The following is a 15,012-nucleotide window of genomic DNA, read 5'->3' on the forward strand; positions in this document are numbered from 1 at the left end:
TTCGTTCTATTTTGCACCAAAACCACGCGCCATCGTCATCAAACCGACCGCTCTAGGGTGAATCAGGCCTTGAATGCCACCACTTTCTGGCGTTGTTCACCCAGGCCCTGGATGCCCAGGTGCATCACGTCGCCACGCTTCAAGAACACCGGTGCGGGCTTGCCGTCCACCTTGACGCCCATGCCCACGCCCGGCGGTGTGCCGGTGGTGATGATGTCGCCAGGTTCCAGTGTCATGAACTGGCTGACGTAGCTGACGAGCTTGGCCACGCCAAAGATCATGGTCTTGGTGTTGCCAGTTTGGTAGCGCACGCCGTTCACGTCCAGCCACATGCTCAGGGCTTGCGGGTTGGGCACTTCGTCGCGCGTGACCAGCCAGGGGCCCACAGGGCCGAAGGTGTCGCAGCCTTTGCCTTTGTCCCAGGTGGCGCCGCGCTCAAGCTGGTATTCGCGCTCGCTCAGGTCGTTGACCACGCAGTAGCCCGCCACATGGTTGAGGGCGTCTTTTTGCGTGACATAACGGGTGCGGGTGCCGATGACGATGCCCAGCTCGACTTCCCAGTCGGTCTTTTTGGAGCCCTTGGGCAGCATGACATCGTCGTTGGCACCCTGGATGCAGGAGATGGCTTTGGTGAACACGATGGGTTCGGACGGCATCGGCATGCCGGATTCGGCAGCGTGGTCGGCGTAGTTCAGGCCGATGGCGATGAATTTGCTGGTGTCAAAAATGGGCGTGCCAAAACGCTTTTTGCCGCGCACCAATGGCAGCTTGTCGGTCTTGACCTTGGCCAGCTTGGCCAAAGCCTTGTCGCTGAGTTGGTCGGGCGAGATGTCTTTGACCACGCTGCTCAGGTCGCGCAAGCGGCCTGCAGCGTCGATCAGGCCGGGTTTTTCTTTGCCAGGCGGGCCATAGCGAACGAGTTTCATGGTTGCCTTTCAGTTTTCAAAAAATCAATCAGTGGAACGGCCACCCGACAGCTCAAAGACCGCGCCGGTGGAGAAGGAACATTTTTCGGTGCTCAGCCAGGTCAGCATGGCGGCGACTTCTTCGGGCTCGCCAAAGCGGGCCATTGGGATTTTGGCGGTCGTGACGAAATTTGGCGGGGATGGTGATCTGCCCTTTGCTTGTGAGCGTGGCGGTTGTCAGCGTGTTTATAAGATCCGCGCCAGCGCCGCCTGCAAATGCTCCGAAGGCAAGCGCTTGAAACCCGAGCGGGCAAAGCGCTGCAAGCGCCCTTGCATGAAGGCCACCAGCATCGAGGCGGTGACCTGTGCGTCGGCGGTGGGGCTGGCCGAGTCGCTGGCTTTGAGGGATTGGCGCAGTTGCGCTTCGATTTTGTCAAACAACAAGTTGATGCGCTCTTGCAGGCGCTCGTGCTCGAGCACCAGCGCATCGCCAATCATGACGCGGCTCATGCCGGGGTTTTTTTCGGCAAACTGCAGCAGCAGCGCGACGATGCGGCCCGCTTGTTGAGAGCCTGCACTTTCGCGGTCGGTGACCTGGCGAATCAAACCAATCACCGATTGGTCCACAAAATCAATCAGGCCTTCGAACATTTGGGCCTTGCTGGCGAAGTGACGGTACAAGGCCGCTTCGCTCACGCCGATTTTGCCGGCCAGGCTTGCGGTGGTGACGCGCTCGGCACCGGGCTGCTCGAGCATGGAGGCCAGGGTTTGCAATATTTGCAAGCGGCGTTCACCGGGGCGTGGCCGCTTGCGGGCCGGGGTGGCGTCTTCGTCGCGCTCGTGCTCTGAGGATGGATCTGAAACTGCCATGTCTTCCCTTTTTTGTGACGCCGCGCTTGCTGTCGGTCTGGTTTTATCGGCTGCGGATCATGGTGCCAAAGGCCTGCTCGGACAGCACTTCGAGCAGCATGGCGTGGGGCACCCGGCCGTCGATGATGTGCACCGCGTTGACGCCGCTTTTGGCGGCATCGAGCGCACCCGCAATTTTGGGGATCATGCCGCCGCTGATGGTGCCGTCGGCACACAGCTCGTCGATGCGGCTGGGGGTCAGCTCGGTGAGCAAGTGGCCCTCTTTGTCGAGCACGCCCCGGATGTTGGTGAGCATGAGCAGTTTTTCGGCTTGCAGCACAGTGGCCAACTTGGCGGCCACCACGTCGGCGTTGATGTTGTAGCTTTCGTTGTTGACACCAAAACCAATGGGGCTGACCACCGGAATGAAGGCATCGTCTTGCAGGCATTGCAGGATGGCAGGGTCGATGCTTTCGATCTCGCCAACCTGGCCCACGTCGTATTCTTTGCTGGGGTCTTGGGCATCCACCAGGCGCAGTTTTTTGGCACGGATCAAGCCGCCGTCACGGCCCGTCAGGCCCACGGCTTTGCCACCGGCGCGGTTGATCATGCCGACGATGTCTTGTTGCACTTCGCCGCCCAGCACCCACTCGACGACTTCCATGGTCTCGGCATCGGTCACGCGCATGCCCTGAATGAACTCGCCCTTCTTGCCCAGGCGCTTCAAGGCCGTTTCAATTTGGGGGCCGCCGCCATGCACCACCACCGGGTTCATGCCCACCAGTTTGAGCAGCACCACGTCTTCGGCAAAGGCTTGCTGCAGGGCCGGATCGGTCATGGCGTTGCCGCCGTATTTGATGACCAGGGTCTTGCCGTGGAACTTGCGGATGTAGGGCATGGCCTGCGCCAGGATCTGGGCTTGGTCATGCGGTGCAACGGTGGAGGCGGCGGTGGTGTCGGTCATGGTGCGAAACGGGGTAGTCAAAGATGGTTCACAAAGTTCTGGGGATTGTGCCGCAAGCCCAAGACAGCTCAGAGCATCTCGGCCAGCATGCGGTTGACACCTTGCTGCCAGGGCGGCAGCACCAGCCCAAAGGCTTGCTGCAGTTTGTGGGTGCTCAGGCGCGAATTCAAAGGCCGCTTGGCCGGCGTCGGGAAAGCCGAAGTGGGCACGGGGGCGATGTCGGTCACTTTCAGGCCCTGCTCAGGTTGGAGGTGCCGCGCCTGCGCGATCACATGGCTGGCATAACCGTGCCAACTGGTTTCACCCAAAGCCACCAGGTGGTAAATGCCTGCCAAGGCCTGGCTTGGGTTGGCCATGGCTTGGCGGATGGCGTGCGCGGAGACATCGGCGATCAGGTCGGCCCCGGTGGGCGCGCCGTACTGGTCATCGATCACGGTGAGGCGCTCGCGTTCACCGGCCAGGCGCAGCATGGTCTTGGCAAAGTTGCCACCGCGCGCTGCATACACCCAGCTGGTGCGAAAAATCAGGTGTTGGCAGCCACTGGCAACAATGGCTTGCTCGCCTTCGCGTTTGGTCTGGCCGTACACGCTGAGCGGGCCAGTGGGGTCGGCTTCTTGCCAAGGCTGCTGGCCCTGACCGTTGAACACGTAATCGGTCGAGTAATGCACCAGCCAGGCACCCACTTCAGCGGCGGCCTGCGCCAGCGCGGCGGGCGCGGTGGCATTGAGACAGCGGGCCAGGTCCGGCTCGCTCTCGGCCTTGTCCACAGCCGTGTGGGCGGCGGCGTTGACGATGACGTTGGGTCGCCAGTTGCGCACGGTTTGCGCCAGGCGCTCCGGGTGGCTCAAGTCACCGCAAAAGTCTGTGCTGTGCCGGTCCAGCGCCAGCACCTGGCCCAAGGGGGCCAGGCTGCGCTGCAATTCCCAGCCGACCTGGCCGTTTTTTCCAAGCAATAGGATTTTCATGAGGCTTGGTATTGTTTTTGGACCCAGTCGCGGTAGGCGCCGCTTTGCACATTGCTGACCCATTGCGGGTTGGCCAAGTACCACTGCACGGTTTTGCGGATGCCGCTTTCAAAGGTCTCGGCCGGCTTCCAGCCCAACTCGGCCTCGAGCTTGCGGGCATCGATGGCATAGCGCCGGTCGTGGCCGGGGCGGTCGGTCACGTGGCTGATTTGCTCGGCATAGGACTGGCCATCAGCGCGGGGGCGCAACTCGTCCAACAGCGCGCACACCGTTTTCACGATCTCGATGTTGGGCTTTTCGTTCCAGCCGCCCACGTTGTAGGTCTCGCCCAGACGCCCGGCTTCGAGCACGCGGCGAATTGCACTGCAGTGGTCCTTGACATAAAGCCAGTCACGCACTTGCATGCCGTCGCCGTACACCGGCAGGGGCTTGCCGGCCAGGGCGTTGACAATCATCAGGGGGATGAGTTTTTCGGGGAAGTGGTACGGGCCGTAGTTGTTGGAGCAATTGGTGGTGAGCACCGGCAGGCCATAAGTGTGGTGCCAGGCGCGCACCAGGTGGTCAGAGGCGGCCTTGCTGGCGCTGTAGGGGCTGTTGGGCTCGTAACGGTGCGTCTCGGCAAAGGCGGGGTCGTCTTTGGCGAGCGAGCCATACACCTCGTCGGTGGAGACGTGCAAAAACCTGAAGCCCTCTTGCGTGGGGGCGGTCTCGGACCGCGATGAACCATCGGCCAGCACACCATCGCGTTCAGAGACCGCTCCCACGGGCAGGGCGCTCCAATAGCCGCGCACCGATTCCAGCAACCGGAAGGTGCCCACGATGTTGGTCTCGATGAATTCACCCGGACCGTGGATGGAACGGTCCACATGGCTTTCGGCGGCGAAGTTGAGCACGGCGCGGGGCTGGTGCTCGGCCAGCAATCGGCTGACGAGTTCGGCGTCACCGATGTCGCCTTGAACAAAAACATGCCGCGCATCGCCTTGCAAGCTGGCCAGGGTTTCGGGGTTGCCTGCGTAGGTGAGTTTGTCGAGGTTGATGATGGGCTCTTGACTGGATGACAGCCAGTCCAGCACAAAGTTGGCACCGATGAATCCGGCTGCGCCGGTGACAAGAAGGGTCATGGATGGGATCTGCTTAAGGGTGCCACGGGAGGCTGCACCAACAAATGCTGATTCTAGAAGCATCGCCTGACGATCTCGACAAACACCGACTGGCTGCACCCTGGTGCTCAAAGTGGCGGCATCAGGTTACAGTGGCGTCCTGTTCAGGAAATGCACCATGGCCTCATCAAAAGACACCTCCCACAAGACCCACGCCAAGGCCAAGGCCTCTGAGAGCGTGACGCCGCCGGCGCAGCATGTTTGGTTGGCAGGCTTGGGCGCGCTGGCCAAAGCGCAACAAGATGGCAGCAAAGCCATTGAGGCTCTGGTGAACGACGGACTGGCCTTTCAGCGCAAAAGCCAGTCCGAAGCGCAACAACGCCTGCAAGAAGCCACCGAAAGGCTGAGCCATCTGGCCAGCGACTTGGGGCAACAAGCCACCGGCCGCGTGGACAAACTGGAGCACCTGTTTGAAGACCGCGTGGCCAAGGCATTGCACCGCCTGGGCATGCCGTCGCTGCTGGATGTGCAGATGTTAAACGAACGGGTGGCGCAACTGGAGTCCCAACTGGCGGCCTTGCAGCCTGCGCGCACGGCCGTGCCCCGCAAGAAGCCCCGCAAGCCGTCAGCCTGACGCCCTCACTGCACAGTGCTGACATGGTCAAAAAAGCACCCCGCCGCACCGCCGAGCGCATTGCCGAGGTGACGCTGGAATTGTTCAACCGGTTTGGTGAGCCCAATGTCTCGACCACGCTGATTTCGGCCGAGCTGAACATCAGTCCGGGCAATCTTTATTACCACTTCCCGTCCAAAGACGCGTTGGTCAACCGCTTGTTTGACCAGTTCGAGTCAACCATGCTGGGCTTGCTGGAGGCCGCGCCCGATGTGAAGGACGTGGAGGACACCTGGTTTTTTCTGCATTCGCTGTTCGAGCAGGTCTGGAACCACCGTTTTTTGTACCGCGATTTGAACAACCTGCTGTCAGGCAATCGCCATCTGGAAACGCATTTTCATGCGGTGCTGGATCGCAAGACCCGGGCCTTTCGGCAGATGCTGGAATCGTTGGCGGCTGCAGGGCTGATGCGCCTGGACGCCGACAGCATCGAAACGCTGTCGGCCAGCATGTCGGTGATGGTCACTTATTGGTTGAGTTACGAGTATGTGCGTAACCCACGTCAGGCGATGGAGCCCGCCAGTGCGGGCCTGGCCCTGACCCGCGGCGCGCAGCATGTGTTGGCGCTGCTGACACCCTACATGGCCAACTCCGATTTGCAGACCCATTTGCAGGCGTTGACGGCTGCCTACAACACGCCCAAGGTGGTGGGAGATCAGGTGAAACGCTGAGCGGCCAGCGTGAGCAGGCCGTCAAAGATCAGGTTGTCCACCAGCTCGAACTGGACAGACATACTGGGCGCCATTTTCCAGCCGGCACCTCCGGTCATGATGCACAGGGGCTCTTGCCCGGTGTGCTCGCGCAGGTGCTGCACCATGCGGTCGCAAGCGCCCGCGATGGCGTAGGTGCCGCCACTGGTCAATGCATCGCTGGTGTTGGTGGGAAAAGGCGTGACCTCGCCTGTGGGCACATGCAAACCCGCCGTACCCGCCTCCAGGGCGCGCAGCATGATGCCGTGACCGGGCAAGATCAGCCCCCCCAGAAACCGGCCCTCGGCATCGATGGCCTCCACGGTCACGGCCGTGCCCACCATGACCACGACCAGTGGCCGCGACAAGCCCTGCGCCAGCATGCGCTGGCGCGCACCGATCATGGCCACCCAGCGGTCCGCCCCCAGGCGGGAGGGGTGGTCGTAGCCATTGGTCAAACCTGCCTCTTGGGCACTGGACACCACCCAGCGGGGGTTGAAGTTCCAGATGTCCATCTGCTCATGTACCTGGCGCTTGATGGCGTCGCCCGCCACCACGCAGCCCAGCATTAGGTCGGGTTCGGGCAATGTTGACCAGACGCCTTCGGAGAGGCGGTCGATTTTCTCCAGAAATTCTGCGCCGTGCGCCAGCATCCGAGCTTGGGGGCTGGGTTGGTCGTAAAGCGCCCATTTCAGACGCGTGTTGCCCACATCGATGGCTAAAAATGTCATCGGCAGATGATAATGATTTTTGTCAACTGACCGCTCAGGCTGGAGATCACTCGGGTTGGCCTGTGGTTTGAGCCTTTCGAATTGCGGCCTGGGCAGCGAGGTCGATGCCGGCATTGTCCTCGCGGGCCTCGATCTGGAGCATCACCCCCTGCAGGCGCGCGCCGTGTTCGACGGCGATGGAGGCGTATTTGATGTCGCCTAGCACCAGCGCGCTGGCCATGATCTCCACCCGCTCAAAGCCATGCAGGTTGCCCGACACCTTGCCCGCCACGATGATGCGGCTGGCGATCACGTCACCCTCTATCTCGCCGTTGGGGCCAATCACCACCGAGATGGTGCCATCCTGGGGGGCTTCGATGGTGCCCACGAGCTTGCCGTCGATGCGCACGCTTTCCCGCAACTTCAGGCAGCCGTGGATTTCGGCGTTGCGGCCAATGAGGGTGTCAAACTTTTCCTGGCCCATGACCAGGGGTGTGCGGGTGGCTTTCTTGGACTTGAACATGGAGGTTTCCTTTGAGGGGTGGGGGGTGTGCGCCGCTTTTTCAGGCGCGGCTCCAGGCGGCCAATGCCTTGACAGGATGCATGGCTCGTCCATTGAAGATGACTTCGTAGTGCAGATGCGGGCCGGTCGAGCGCCCGGTGTTGCCCAGGGTGCCCAGGGGTTGATGCGGTGCAATGACTTGCCCGACTTGCACGTGAATGGCATGCAGGTGTGCGTAACGGGTCACGAACCCTTCTGCATGCTGGATGTCCACCGTGTTGCCATAGGCCGCCGAATACCCAGTCTGCCGCACCACCCCGGGCGCGGTGGACAGCACCGGGGTGCCGACGGGCGCGACAAAGTCGGTACCCTCATGGATGCTGAGCAGACGAGTCATCGGATCGACCCGAAAGCCATATCCGCTGGTCACCACGAAATCGCCAGCGATGGGCAGCAAGATGGGCAACAGGTCGATGCGGCCGAGGTCTTTTTGCCAACGGTTTTGCATGTCCAGCATGGCTTCGTCGTAGCGCTGCGCTCTTTGCAAGGACTGGTCGATCTGGGTTGTGAGGCTGCTGTCGTTCGAGCGCCACCGGGGCAGCAGGTTCAAGGGGCCTCCCCGGCCCCACACGCTTGAGCCCTGGACGGACGACGAAAAGGCCAACAGCTTTTCGAGACCCAGACGGCCCAGCGCCTGGTTTTTGAGTTGCTCCAGTTGTGTCAGCCGGTCATCAACGCTGCTGAGTTGGCGGTTCAGTTCATCGAGTTTGCCGCGGTAATCGGCCTCGATTTTTTGCTGCTCACTGTGGCTGGTGACGCCACCCATGCGATGGGCCAATTCGGGCACGTATTCCACCGCCACCCGCAAGCCGATCAGATTGAAAACGGAACCCAACAACACCAGAAAAGCGGCCACGACGGCCATCGCCGTCAGCACCGTGCGGGTGGTGATGGACCAAGTGACCACTTTGGCGGCAGGCCCTGAGACCCAAATCAATTGCATGACTTCCTCACATGTATGCGTCGCCCCGCAACAGGTTTTTGCCGGGGTCAATCCGCTATTAAACCAAAAGAATGCCTCTCGGCCATCAGGGCTTTGCCGGATGGGGGGTGGACAAGCGGGGGGGGAGGCTTCAGATGTTGGGGCGCAGGACTGGCTGCTGCGACTCGCAGGCCCGCGCCGCACGCAACACCAGCGCATCGCCAAACATCGGCCCCACGATCTGCAGGCCCATGGGCAAGCCACTTTGGGTCAGGCCACAAGGCACGGTGATGGCGGGCTGCTGGGTCAAGTTGAAGGGGTAGCTGAAGGGTGTCCAGCCGAGCATGGACACCGGGTTCATGGTCACCATACCGGCTGCTCGCGCTTCAAAAGCCGGGATGGACACGGCGGGCGTGACCAGCAAGTCAAAGCGCTGCATGAACTGGCGCATGTACGAGCCCAAAACGCCACGGCGTTGGTTGAGTTGTTGGATTTGCAAGGCGCTCAGTTGCGCACCCAGCTCGGCCTCGGTTTGGAAGTCGGGGTCGGCCACGGCCTGCTGCTCAGGGCTCAAACCCTTCCACAAGGTGTAGGCGCCCAAAAACCAGAGGCCGGTGGTGATGTCGAGCGGGTCTTCGAAGCCGGGGTCGATCTGCTCCACGTGCGCGCCCAAGGCTTGCAGCTTCTTGACCGCCAGATCGACCGCCGTTGCGATTTCGGGGTGAACGTTCTTGGCGTACCCCAAGGTGGGTGAATACGCGATGCGCAGGCCACGGATGCCGTCTTCCAGGCCCACGGTGTAGTCGCTGGCGTCCGGTGGCAGCGATGTCCAGTCGCGGGCATCGGGCTGCTTGAGCACGTTGGTCATCAAGGCAGCGTCGCGCACACTCATGGTGTGTGGCCCCAAGTGGGCCACCGAGCCAAACGGTGACAGGGGGTAGGCGGGCACGCGGCCAAAGCTGGGTTTGAGGCCCACGTTGCCACAAAAGGCCGCCGGAATGCGCACGCTGCCGGCACCATCGGTGCCCACACCGATAGGCCCCAGGCCTGCCGCCACGGCAGCGGCCGTGCCGCCCGAGGAGCCGCCAGGCGTGTGGTTCAGGTTCCAGGGGTTGCGGGTGATGCCGGTGGCGGGCGAGTTGGTCTCGCCCTTGCAGCCAAACTCGGGCGTGGTGGTTTTGCCCAGCAACACCGCACCCGCCTCGCGCAAACGGGCGGTGGCCGGGGCATCGACATCCCAAGGCTGGTTTGGGTCAACCGTGCGGCTGCCGCGCAAGGTGGGCCAGCCTTGGGTCAGGATCAGATCCTTGATGGAGGTGGGCACACCGTCCAAAGCGCCAACAGGTGCGCCTTGCTGGCGGTGCGCCTGCCAGCGGGCTTCACTGGCACGGGCACTGGCCAGAGCCGCTTTTTCGTCCACCAGACAAAAGGCGTTGATTTGCGGGTTGACGCGTTCGATGCGCTGCAACACCGCCTGGGTGACTTCTACCGGCGAGGCCTGGCCGCTGCGGTACAGCGCCAGCAGTTCGTGGGCGGGGACTTGGGTCAGGTCTTGGGGTGTGGTGCTCATGGGGTGTGCCTTTCGAAAAAAATACAAATGCCCGAGCAATCCTGAACGTCAGGGCCGGGTACGGGTGTTCGGGCTGAGTTTTTTCCAGGGCAAGTCGCCCGGATCAGCGGCCATGGGGCCCGCCGCTTTGGCCACCAGCACGCGGCTGGCAATCGGCGTGAAGTCGGCCCGGAAATGGTTGGAGCTTTTGACCACCAGCAGCTTCATCTGCTCGGGGTGGAAGCCCACGGCGCGGAACAGCTCGCGGTCGAGCATCTGGCATTTGCCGCTGGACACGGCAATCAACACGCCATCGATTTCGAGGCAAGCGCAAGGTCCGATCTTGGCTTTCATGCCGGTCATCATCGGCCCCTTGAGTTCGCAATAATCCGGCCCCAAAGCCCGCACCGTGAAGCGCCCTTGCAGTGGCGGGTCACTCGCCAGGCCCGTGAAGGTGGGCACGGCCTTGCCCAAAGCCAATTGCAGGCTGGCCCCGACCCCTGCGGCATGGGCCATGCGAGCGGCCTCAGGGTCGTACAACAAACCCAGCGCCACTTGGCCAGGCCAGCGCTGGCCAGCGCCTTGTTGCAGCAGGGCATGCAACATGCCGGTGGTGTTGCTGTCGCCGCCTGCGCCGGGGTTGTCTTGCGTGTCGGCGATGACCACGGGGGCGGCAGACACCTCGGCCGTGGCCAGGGCTTGGGTGACCGCCTCGCGTGCAGGCACCACATCGGGACGCCACTGGCCAGGTTCAGCCACACGTTCAAACAGGCGCTGCACGGCCATTTCAGCCTGCGGGCCGTGGCCCCAGACCACGGGGCCGCATTCGGCAAAGTCAGACGCCGGAAAGCCCATGCAAAAACTGAGCATGCAACCGGTTTGCGACTCCAGCGCGATCATTTCGTCGTAGAGGTCTTTGGCCGGGGCCATCCAGGTGCTTTGCGCGTTGAGCGAAATCAAAAATGGCAGGCGACGCGCCTGCATGGGGCGCTTGCCGCCTGCACGCAAATGCTCGCGCAGCAAGATGGCTGCGCGCTCGCCGGTCTCGGCCATGTCGATGTGCGGGTAAGTGCGGTAGGCCACCAGGCCATCGGACATTTGCAGCATGCGCTCGGTCACGTTGGCGTGCAGGTCCAGGCTGGCGACGATGGGCAGTTGGGGGCCCACCACGGCGCGGATGCGTGCGATCAGTTCGCCTTCGCTGTCGTCTGCGTTTTCGGCCACGGCTGCGCCGTGCAAATCCAGGTACACACCGTCCAGGCCCTGCACCAGGGCCGATCGCACGTCATCCAGGAGGGCGCTGCCAATGCGCTCGAACGCATCTTGCGTCACATAAGAAGATGGCGTGGCTCCGGCCCAAGCCGAGGGCACTAACTGCCAGCCTTCGCGCCGCGCTGCGTCGATGAAGCCGCCCGCCGGAATGTTCACGCCCGTCATCTGGTCGATCATGGCTTGCCCACGCACATAGGCCGGAAAGGCCTCGCCGCTTTGGAAGGCAGCCCAATCGGCCAGGCTGGGGGCAAAGGTGTTGGTCTCGTGCTGGTAACCAGCGATCAGGATACGGGTCATGGGGGGCCGTGTTCAGGGTTCAAATCAAGCCGACTGAAGCTGCGCTGTCGCGGTGCGACATCAAGGTGCAGCTTCAAGGGGCGGCAAAGCGGCGGGCGCTGCCTGCAACAGGCGGCGCGTGTAGTCTTGTTGGGGGTTGGCGTAGAGCTGGGCAGTCGGGCCTTCTTCGACGACAAGGCCATGGTGCATCACGATCACGCGGTCGCACAGTTGCGCGGCCACGCGCAGGTCGTGCGTGATGAAGAGCAAACCCAGGCCCAGACGGCCCTGGATTTCGCGCAGCAAATTCAGAATCTGCGCCTGCACGCTCACATCCAATGCGCTCACCGCCTCATCTGCCACCAGCACCTGAGGCCGACACGCCAACGCACGGGCAATGGCCAAGCGTTGCCGTTGACCGCCGCTGAATTGGCTGGGGTAGCGTTGCAGCGCCTCGACCGGCAAACGCACCTGCGTCATCAGCTCGGCGGCCAAGGCTTCGGCCTCGGCGCGTGACTGGCCAAAGTTCATGGCCCCTTCGACCATGGACTGCCCCACCGTGCGGCGCGGGTTGAGCGAGCGGTTGGGGTCTTGAAACACCACCTGCACCCGGTTGCGCAAAGGCCGCAAGCGGCTCTCGGGCAAAGTCGCCACCTCGTCGTCGCCCCACAAGATGCGGCCCTCGGTCGGGTCGATCAGGCGAATCAGGCAACGCGCAAAGGTCGACTTGCCCGAACCGGACTCGCCCACAATGCCCACCGTCTCGCCCGCGTGCACCGCCACATGGGCGTTTTGCAGCGCAGCGGTGGCGCGGTTGCGGCCCATCCAGTCGCGGCTGGCGTAGGTTTTGCCCACGCTCTGGCCCGACAACAAAGCCGGGCCACTGAAGGCAGGTTTGGCCGCAGGCGGTGTCATGCCCGGCACGGCCGCCAACAATTGGCGCGTGTACTCGGCCTTGGGGCGGCGCAAGACCTGCTCGCAAAGACCGCCCTCTACGGCTTCGCCCTGGTTCATCACCAGCACCTGGTCGGCGATCTCGGCCACCACGCCCATGTCGTGCGTGATGAACAGCACCGCACTGCCCTGCTCTCGTTGCAAGTCGGCAATCAGCTTCAAAATTTCTTTTTGCGTGGTCACGTCCAGCGCCGTGGTCGGCTCGTCGCAAATGATCAAGGCAGGCTTGAGCACCACGGCCATGGCGATCACGATGCGTTGGCGCTGACCGCCGCTGAGCTGGTGCGGGTAGCTGCGCAGCATGCGCTCAGGATCAGGCAAACGCACCCGCTCAAAAATACGCAAAATTTCAGCGCGTCGTTGGTCGCGGGGCCAATCGGTGTGGGTCGAGAGCAACTCGTCGACCTGGTCGCCGCAGGTCATGACGGGGTTGAGCGCGGTCATGGGTTCCTGAAACACCATGCCCATGCTGCGCCCGCGCAAGGCGCGCAAACGCGCAGCAGTGGCGCCGAGCAAGGACTCGCCTTGCAGCACGATCTCACCGCCGCTGGGGCGCAACTCCTTGGCCAGCAAACCCATCACGGTGGTGGCCATGACCGATTTGCCCGAACCCGACTCGCCCACCACACACAGGGTCTGGCCCGGCAAAATCTCCAGCGACACTTGGTGCAGCGCATGCGCGCGGTCAGCACCCGGGGGCAGCGCCACAGTCAATTGGCGGATCGACAACACCGCGGTGCGCGCAGTGTCGGTCATCAGGTGCCCCTTTTCGCAAATTTGGGGTCGAGCACATCGCGCAAGCCATCGCCCAGCAAGTTGATGGCCAGCACGGTGGGCACTAAAAAGAGGGCCGGGAACAGCACATTGCCCGGGTATTGGGTGAACTGCACACGACCTTCGGCCATGATGTTGCCCCAGGTGGGCGTGTCAGCCGGCAGGCCCAGCCCCAGGAAACTCAAGATGGCTTCGGTCAGCACCGCACTGGCGGCGATGAAGGTGCCTTGCACGATCAATGGGGCCATGGCATTGGGCAATATATGGCGCAGGAGGATGACGGGGGTGGGGGTGGCCAGCGCACGCGCGGCCTCGACAAAGGGCTCTTCGCGCAGCGTGAGCACCAGCGCGCGCACCAAGCGCGTGACGCGCGGAATCTCTGGGATGGCGATCGCCACCACCACCGTCCAGAGTTGCGCCCCCAGTGCCGCCACCAATGCGATGGCCAGCAGGATGGACGGTATGGCCATCAGGCCATCCATGAAACGCATCAACACCGCATCCACCGTCCGGAAATAGCCTGCCAGCATGCCCAGCAAGCCCCCCACCAACAAGGCCAGGGCGGCTGTGAACAAACCGATCAGCAAGGACACCCGGGTGCCAAACAAGACACGGCTGTAGATGTCCCGACCAAAATTGTCTGACCCCATCCAGAAGGTGTGGGCCACGTTCGTGCCGTCCAGCAGGGCAAACACCCCGACCGTGCCCGACAGGGTGTTGATATGGCCCGAATCCATGGCCGCCGGGTCCACCGTGCCCAACCAGGGGGCCAAAATCGCCACCATGATCAGCAGCAGCAGCACACCGAAGCCAAAGCGAACGGAGGCATTCGCCAGGAGCTTGCGCAAAATGGTGTTCATGGGGTTCAGTAACGGATGCGGGGGTCGAGCCACAGGTAGCTCAAATCCACCAGAAGGTTGATCAGCACATAAAGGGCGCTGAAAAACAACACCACGCCCTGGATGACAGGGAAGTCCCGGTTGAGCACCGCATCCACCGTGAGCGAACCCAGGCCCGGGATGGCGTACACGGTTTCGGTCACCACGACACCCCCAATCAGCAAGGCAATGCCGATGCCGATCACGGTGACAATCGGGACGGCCGCATTGGCCAGGGCATGGCGCAGCAGCACCGCCTGCTCGGTCAAGCCTTTGGCGCGGGCGGTGCGGATGTAGTCCTCGGTCAAGGCTTCAGAGACGCTGGCCCGCGTGACCCGCGCGATCAGCGCCACATATATCGTGGCCAGACTCAGCCAGGGCAACACCAACTGTTCGGCCCAGGCCCCCAAGCCCTGAGATGAGGAGCCGAACAAACGCCGGTAGCCTTGCACGGGCAACCATTGCAGCTCGATGGCAAACAGGTAAATGAGCACGTAGCCGATGACAAACACCGGCACCGAAAAGCCCGCTACGGCAAAGCCCGACAGGATACGGTCGAGCCACCCGCCCATGCGCCATGCGGCCAAGGTGCCCAGAGGCACCGCCACACACACGGAAATGAGCATGGTGCCGACCGCCAAGGACAGCGTGGGCTCGATGCGCTGGGCAATCAATTCGATGACCGGCTTGCCCAGATAAAAGGAATACCCCAGATCACCCTGCAACACCCCCGACAACCAGATGCCGAACTGCACGAGCAAGGGCTGGGTCAGGCCCAACTGTTCACGGATGCGGTCGATGTCTTCGTTGGTGGCGTTGTTGCCCGCGATCACGGCGGCCGGGTCCCCCGGCGTGAGCCGAAGGATCAGGAACACGATCACCGCCACCGTGAACAGCACGGGGATCAGCGCCAGCAGGCGCTGCAGCAAGAATCTCAGCATGAAAGGTCAGTCGCCCGTGCCATGGCCGG

At 62.7% G+C, this 15,012-nt stretch carries 15 protein-coding genes and 1 pseudogene; 2 read left to right on the top strand and 14 right to left on the bottom strand.

What is annotated here, in order from left to right; all coding sequences use genetic code 11:
• Positions 1–62: 62 nt before the first annotated feature.
• From HEQ17_RS11905 to rfbB, 6 genes and pseudogenes are all read right to left on the bottom strand, one after another.
• Positions 63–926 (bottom strand): fumarylacetoacetate hydrolase family protein, encoded by an 864-nt coding sequence (locus HEQ17_RS11905; RefSeq protein WP_296292940.1) that lies wholly within the window; start codon positions 924–926, stop codon positions 63–65.
• 24 nt (positions 927–950) lie between these two features.
• Positions 951–1,082 (bottom strand): annotated as a pseudogene (locus HEQ17_RS11910) (3-oxoacyl-ACP reductase); the annotation flags it as partial.
• Between the two features lie 69 nt (positions 1,083–1,151).
• Complete coding sequence (gene slmA / locus HEQ17_RS11915; protein ID WP_296292941.1) at positions 1,152–1,775, bottom strand: nucleoid occlusion factor SlmA; 624 nt, start codon at positions 1,773–1,775, stop codon at positions 1,152–1,154.
• 43 nt (positions 1,776–1,818) lie between these two features.
• Positions 1,819–2,718 carry an acetylglutamate kinase gene (gene argB / locus HEQ17_RS11920; protein WP_296292942.1) on the bottom strand — a complete coding sequence of 300 codons (900 nt, stop codon included), beginning with the start codon at positions 2,716–2,718 and terminating at the stop codon, positions 1,819–1,821.
• Between the two features lie 68 nt (positions 2,719–2,786).
• Positions 2,787–3,683: a dTDP-4-dehydrorhamnose reductase gene (rfbD, locus tag HEQ17_RS11925; RefSeq protein ID WP_296292943.1), complete on the bottom strand. Its 897-nt coding sequence runs from the start codon at positions 3,681–3,683 to the stop codon at positions 2,787–2,789.
• The gene (gene rfbB / locus HEQ17_RS11930) at positions 3,680–4,804 is read right to left on the bottom strand and encodes a dTDP-glucose 4,6-dehydratase (protein ID WP_296292944.1); all 1,125 of its coding nucleotides are present in this window, start codon (positions 4,802–4,804) and stop codon (positions 3,680–3,682) included. Before rfbB ends, rfbD begins: the two co-directional genes overlap by 4 nt.
• Before the next feature lie 157 nt (positions 4,805–4,961).
• Here rfbB and HEQ17_RS11935 point away from each other — a divergent pair, with 157 nt between their 5' ends.
• Complete coding sequence (locus HEQ17_RS11935) at positions 4,962–5,417, top strand: phasin family protein (RefSeq protein WP_296292945.1); 456 nt, start codon at positions 4,962–4,964, stop codon at positions 5,415–5,417.
• Positions 5,418–5,440: 23 nt separating this feature from the next.
• A complete protein-coding gene (locus HEQ17_RS11940) occupies positions 5,441–6,127 on the top strand; it encodes a TetR/AcrR family transcriptional regulator (protein WP_296292946.1) in 687 nt (228 codons plus the stop codon).
• Here the strand turns inward: HEQ17_RS11940 and HEQ17_RS11945 are convergent.
• The 8 genes from HEQ17_RS11945 to HEQ17_RS11980 form a co-directional block, all read right to left on the bottom strand.
• A complete protein-coding gene (locus tag HEQ17_RS11945) occupies positions 6,112–6,876 on the bottom strand; it encodes a type III pantothenate kinase (protein WP_296292947.1) in 765 nt (254 codons plus the stop codon). The two genes, HEQ17_RS11940 and HEQ17_RS11945, sit on opposite strands and share 16 nt — an antisense overlap.
• A gap of 46 nt (positions 6,877–6,922) precedes the next feature.
• Positions 6,923–7,378, bottom strand: a complete 456-nt coding sequence (locus tag HEQ17_RS11950) for a polymer-forming cytoskeletal protein (RefSeq protein ID WP_296292948.1) — start codon at positions 7,376–7,378, stop codon at positions 6,923–6,925.
• A 40-nt stretch (positions 7,379–7,418) separates the two neighbouring features.
• Entirely contained in the window at positions 7,419–8,360 is a 942-nt protein-coding gene (locus HEQ17_RS11955; protein WP_296292949.1) for a M23 family metallopeptidase, read from the bottom strand.
• Positions 8,361–8,490: 130 nt separating this feature from the next.
• A complete protein-coding gene (locus HEQ17_RS11960) occupies positions 8,491–9,909 on the bottom strand; it encodes an amidase (protein ID WP_296292950.1) in 1,419 nt (472 codons plus the stop codon).
• Between the two features lie 48 nt (positions 9,910–9,957).
• Positions 9,958–11,457 (bottom strand): M81 family metallopeptidase, encoded by a 1,500-nt coding sequence (locus HEQ17_RS11965; protein ID WP_296292951.1) that lies wholly within the window; start codon positions 11,455–11,457, stop codon positions 9,958–9,960.
• A 60-nt stretch (positions 11,458–11,517) separates the two neighbouring features.
• Positions 11,518–13,146 carry an ABC transporter ATP-binding protein gene (locus HEQ17_RS11970; protein ID WP_296292952.1) on the bottom strand — a complete coding sequence of 543 codons (1,629 nt, stop codon included), beginning with the start codon at positions 13,144–13,146 and terminating at the stop codon, positions 11,518–11,520.
• Entirely contained in the window at positions 13,146–14,024 is an 879-nt protein-coding gene (locus HEQ17_RS11975) for an ABC transporter permease (RefSeq protein ID WP_296292953.1), read from the bottom strand. Before HEQ17_RS11975 ends, HEQ17_RS11970 begins: the two co-directional genes overlap by 1 nt.
• Positions 14,025–14,029: 5 nt before the next feature.
• Positions 14,030–14,983: an ABC transporter permease gene (locus HEQ17_RS11980; protein ID WP_296292954.1), complete on the bottom strand. Its 954-nt coding sequence runs from the start codon at positions 14,981–14,983 to the stop codon at positions 14,030–14,032.
• Positions 14,984–15,012 lie beyond the last annotated feature (29 nt).

Source organism: Limnohabitans sp. (genome assembly GCF_023910625.1).
Lineage (GTDB): Bacteria > Pseudomonadota > Gammaproteobacteria > Burkholderiales > Burkholderiaceae_C > Limnohabitans_A.